The sequence below is a fragment of the Acidiphilium sp. genome (genome assembly GCF_049977125.1).
Taxonomy (GTDB): domain Bacteria; phylum Pseudomonadota; class Alphaproteobacteria; order Acetobacterales; family Acetobacteraceae; genus Acidiphilium.
Genome location: NZ_JBMFGY010000003.1, coordinates 1 through 4,221, shown reverse-complemented (window position 1 = coordinate 4,221; position 4,221 = coordinate 1). Strand labels below are relative to the sequence as shown.

At 61.5% G+C, this 4,221-nt stretch carries 5 protein-coding genes and 1 pseudogene; all 6 read left to right on the top strand.

Going from position 1 to position 4,221, the window contains the following annotated elements:
* Positions 1-249: pseudogene (locus ACP5E6_RS00870) on the top strand (chlorophyllide a reductase subunit Z); the annotation flags it as partial.
* A gap of 148 nt (positions 250-397) precedes the next feature.
* A complete protein-coding gene (pufB, locus tag ACP5E6_RS00865; RefSeq protein ID WP_427950395.1) occupies positions 398-634 on the top strand; it encodes a light-harvesting antenna LH1, beta subunit in 237 nt (78 codons plus the stop codon).
* Positions 635-647: 13 nt separating this feature from the next.
* On the top strand, positions 648-830 hold the full coding sequence (pufA, locus tag ACP5E6_RS00860) for a light-harvesting antenna LH1, alpha subunit (RefSeq protein WP_427950392.1): 183 nt from the start codon (positions 648-650) through the stop codon (positions 828-830).
* Between the two features lie 96 nt (positions 831-926).
* Positions 927-1,763 (top strand): photosynthetic reaction center subunit L, encoded by an 837-nt coding sequence (gene pufL, locus ACP5E6_RS00855; RefSeq protein WP_427950389.1) that lies wholly within the window; start codon positions 927-929, stop codon positions 1,761-1,763.
* A gap of 55 nt (positions 1,764-1,818) precedes the next feature.
* The gene (gene pufM, locus ACP5E6_RS00850) at positions 1,819-2,799 is read left to right on the top strand and encodes a photosynthetic reaction center subunit M (protein ID WP_427950387.1); all 981 of its coding nucleotides are present in this window, start codon (positions 1,819-1,821) and stop codon (positions 2,797-2,799) included.
* On the top strand, positions 2,796-3,965 hold the full coding sequence (gene pufC, locus ACP5E6_RS00845) for a photosynthetic reaction center cytochrome PufC (RefSeq protein ID WP_427950384.1): 1,170 nt from the start codon (positions 2,796-2,798) through the stop codon (positions 3,963-3,965). Before pufM ends, pufC begins: the two co-directional genes overlap by 4 nt.
* The last annotated feature ends 256 nt before the right edge of the window (positions 3,966-4,221 follow it).

The following is a 4,221-nucleotide window of genomic DNA, read 5'->3' as shown; positions in this document are numbered from 1 at the left end:
ATCCTGCCGCTCGGCACCGAGCTCGACAAGATCGACGCAACCCTCGCCCGCGCCGATACCGCCGATCTGTGGGACGCAGCCGCCCTGACCGCGCTCGATCGTCATCTCGAGACCGAACCGTTCCTGATCCGCATCTCGGCCGCCAAGCGCCTGCGCGACCGCGCCGAACGCGAAGCCCGCCGTGACGGCTCATCGCGCGTCACCATTGCGCATCTCGAATCCGCCCTTCGCGAACGGGAACCCGCATGAACCCGACGCACCCCCTTCGCCAGGCCTTGCTTGCCCGGCTCACCCATCGGCTGGCGTCCGCGAGGCGTCATCCGTCCCCCCGCGTGGGGTCCGCGCGGAACTGGTCTGAATCGGCAACGCTTCAAGCCAAATCGAGGATATTTCTATCATGTCCATGACCACACAAGATCGGGAGGGCTCGCTATCCGGCCTGACCGAACGCGAAGCCAAGGAGTTCCATTCCATCTTCATGATGAGCTTCATCGGCTTCGTCATCATTGCAGCGATCGCCCACTTCCTGGTTTGGCAGTGGCGGCCGTGGATTCCCGGGCCGCACGGCTTTGCCACCGGGTTCCTCACCAACGCTCATATCGGGGTGAAAATGCTCACCTCGAACATCGGTTGAGGGAGGACAGACCATGTGGCGCATGTGGCTTCTGTTCGATCCGCGCAGGGTTCTTACCGCACTCGCGGTATTTCTCTTCGCGCTTGCGATCCTGATTCACTTCATCCTGCTGAGCACGCCACGATTCGACTGGATCGGCGGTGGCGCCGCGATGCCGGCAATGCAACAGCAATCATCGATGCCGGCAAAGAGTTAGCCGGGCCGATACAGGCTTTCGTATCACCCCGGTGTCCGCCGGCCTACCGCGGCGGCACCGGGGGCACGAGACTCTAAAGGAATAAGGAAGAGCCCGATGGCAATGCTCAGTTTTGAAAGAAAATACCGCGTCCGCGGCGGTACCTTGGTTGGCGGCGATCTGTTCGATTTCTGGGTAGGGCCGTTCTACGTCGGTTTCTTCGGCGTCACGACCGCCTTTTTTTCTCTCGTCGGCACCGCGTTGATCCTCTGGGGGGCGGCAATCGGCCCGACCTGGAATATCTGGCAGATCAACATCGCCCCGCCCGACCTGTCCTACGGTCTGGGGTTCGCCCCGCTGACCCATGGCGGGCTGTGGCAGGTCATTACCATCTGCGCGGTCGGTGCCTTCGTCTCCTGGGCGCTGCGCGAGGTCGAAATCTCCCGCAAACTTGGCATCGGCCTACATGTGCCCGCCGCATTCTCGGTGGCCATCTTCGCCTATGTCGCCCTCAACGTGATCCGTCCGCTCCTGATGGGCGCCTGGGGAGTCGGTTTTCCCTATGGCATCATGTCCCACCTCGATTGGGTGTCGAACACCGGCTACAATTATATCAACTTTGAATACAACCCGATGCACATGGTCGCCGTGACCCTGTTCTTCACCACCACCCTCGCTCTCGGCTTGCACGGATCGCTGGTACTTTCCGCCATCAATCCGGCCAAGGGCGAACCGGTCAAGTTCACCGAACATGAGGACAGTTTCTTTCGCGATATTGTCGGCTACTCGATCGGCACCCTCGGAATCCATCGGCTCGGCCTGTTTCTCGCCCTCGGCGCCGGGTTCGCCAGCGCCGCCTGCATCCTGATCTCCGGACCGTTCTGGACCCAGGGCTGGCCGTCTTGGTGGGGCTGGTGGTTGCACCTGCCGATCTGGCAATTCGGCGGGCACTGAGGTGTGTGATGAACAACCATCAAGCCAGTAACGATTTGTCAGTGGGGAGGCTATAATGGCCGAATACCAGAACATCTTCACCCGGGTGCAGATCCGTGGTCCTTTGCACCACGGCGTCACCGCCCCCGACGGCATCTGGGGCCGCCAGGGTAAACCCTTCTTCAGCTACTTCATGGGTCAGATCGGCAACGCCCAGGTCGGGCCAATCTACCTCGGCACGCTCGGCATCGCCTCGATCGTCTCCGGTCTGATCGCCTTCGAGATCATCGGCCTCAATATGTGGGCCTCGGTGAACTGGAACCCGATCCGCTTCGTCCGCGATCTGCCCTGGCTCGCGCTCGAACCGCCCGCCCCGTCCGATGGGCTGCGCATCCCGAGCCTCGCCCACGGCGGCTGGTGGCTGATGGCCGGCTTCTTCCTCACCACATCGCTGATCCTGTGGTGGGCGCGGATCTATCGTCGCTCCCGCCAGCTCGGCCTTGGTACCCATACCGCCTGGGCCTTCGCCTCCGCCATCTGGCTCTACCTTGTCCTTGGTTTTATCCGCCCGCTGCTGATGGGCAGCTGGGGCGAGGCCCCGCCGTTCGGCATCTTCCCCCATCTGGATTGGACCGTTTCCTTCTCGCTGCGCTACGGCAATCTCTATTACGATCCGTTCCACATGCTCTCGATCGTGTTCCTCTACGGTTCGGTGCTGATCTTCGCGATGCACGGTGCAACGATTCTCGCGGTCAGCCGCTTCGGCGGTGAGCGTGAAGTTGAACAAACCGTCGATCGCGGTACCGCCTCCGAACGCGCCGCCCTGTTCTGGCGCTGGACCATGGGCTTCAACGCCACCATGGAATCCATCCATCGCTGGGCCTGGTGGTTCGCCGTCCTGACCACCCTCACCGGCGGCATCGGTATTTTGCTCACCGGCACCGTGGTCGACAATTGGTTCCTCTGGGCGGTCAAGCACCACGTCGCCCCCCCCTACCCGCATGTCTATGGCAAAGTGATCGACCCGATCACGAGTGGCACGGGAGCACACCAATGAGAATAACCATTCCCCTGGTCGCCCTGATCGCCGGCCTTGCGCTTGCCGTCCTCGCGGTCCTGACCCTTCAACCCCCGCCCGCGCATATCGTCCAGAACGGTTACCGCGGCACCGGTATCATGCAAGTCTCAAGCCCGGCCGCCATCGCCGCCTCCTTCGCGATGAACCAGGCCCCCGCCGTCGTCCCGGCCGTCGATGCCGGGCCGCCGGCCGGCAGCATCTACAAAAATGTTCAAGTACTGAAAAACGTTCCCGCCGCCGCATTCGCACGGATCATGGTTTCGATGACCCAATGGGTCGCGCCGAAACAAGGCTGCAACTACTGCCATGTCAGCGGCAATTTCGCCTCGGACGCAAAATACACCAAGCGCGTCGCCCGCCGCATGATCCAAATGACCATCTACACCAACGCTGTCTGGAAATCCCACGTCAAAAACGTCGGCGTCACCTGCTACACCTGCCATCGTGGCAACAACAACCCGCAATATGTCTGGTTCAAAGGGGTCGAATCGCCCCACGCGACCGGCATGGTTGAATCCCAGACCGGCGAAGCCCGGCCCTCCCTCGCGGCGGATGGCTCATCACTCCCCTACGATCCGTTCACCCCCTTCCTGGTCGGTCATCCCAAGGGCGGCGTGAACGCCATGATCAACACCGAAGGCACCACCGCCCTGCCGAACGATAACCGCATGTCGATCCAGCAAACCAACTGGACCTACGCACTGATGATGAACTTCTCGACCTCGCTCGGCGTCAATTGCGAATTCTGCCATGAATCCCGCAACTTCGCCTCTTGGACCGAAAGCACCCCGCAACGCGTCACCGCCTACTACGGTCTGCACATGGTCCGGGCACTCAACAACGACTATATGGTGCCTCTCACCGGCACGTTTGCTCACGACCTGCTCGGCCCCGATGGCGACGTCGCCAAAATCGACTGCTCGACCTGCCATCAAGGTCTGCCGAAACCGCTCTACGGCGCGAAAATGGCGGCGCAATTCCCCTACCTCGAAGGCCCCGCCTCCCTCGCCGACGCAAACCCAGCCTCGCCCGCCGCAAGCGGCGAAGCCAATCCGGCCATGATCACCATGACCAGCGCACCAGCGGCCGTATCCCCGGCCAGCGCAACACCCGCCCCGGCTCCCACGGGTCAATCAGGCAAATAACGCCCGAACCACGGTGCTAGAAAGCGCGGATCATCCCGATCCGCGCTTTTTTTGGTGAGCCGAAAAATGACGCGACAAGGTGAGTTGATATGGGGCAGGGCACGGGGCACGAGCCGTCGATTTTTTGTGATAGAGTGCCATGTGTGGATGTTTCGTTGGGTTCAGGGCTGTTTTTGGGGATTTTTGATCTGGTTGAATGCGTTTAGAGCGATATGCGATTAAGTTGACGCGGCAGCGGCAACATAATCGCATGAAA

Coding starts and splice junctions, on each gene's coding strand:
- pufB (WP_427950395.1), top strand. CDS start 398: ATGTCCATGACCACACAAGATCGGGAGGGCTCGCTATCCGGCCTGACC.
- pufA (WP_427950392.1), top strand. CDS start 648: ATGTGGCGCATGTGGCTTCTGTTCGATCCGCGCAGGGTTCTTACCGCA.
- pufL (WP_427950389.1), top strand. CDS start 927: ATGGCAATGCTCAGTTTTGAAAGAAAATACCGCGTCCGCGGCGGTACC.
- pufM (WP_427950387.1), top strand. CDS start 1,819: ATGGCCGAATACCAGAACATCTTCACCCGGGTGCAGATCCGTGGTCCT.
- pufC (WP_427950384.1), top strand. CDS start 2,796: ATGAGAATAACCATTCCCCTGGTCGCCCTGATCGCCGGCCTTGCGCTT.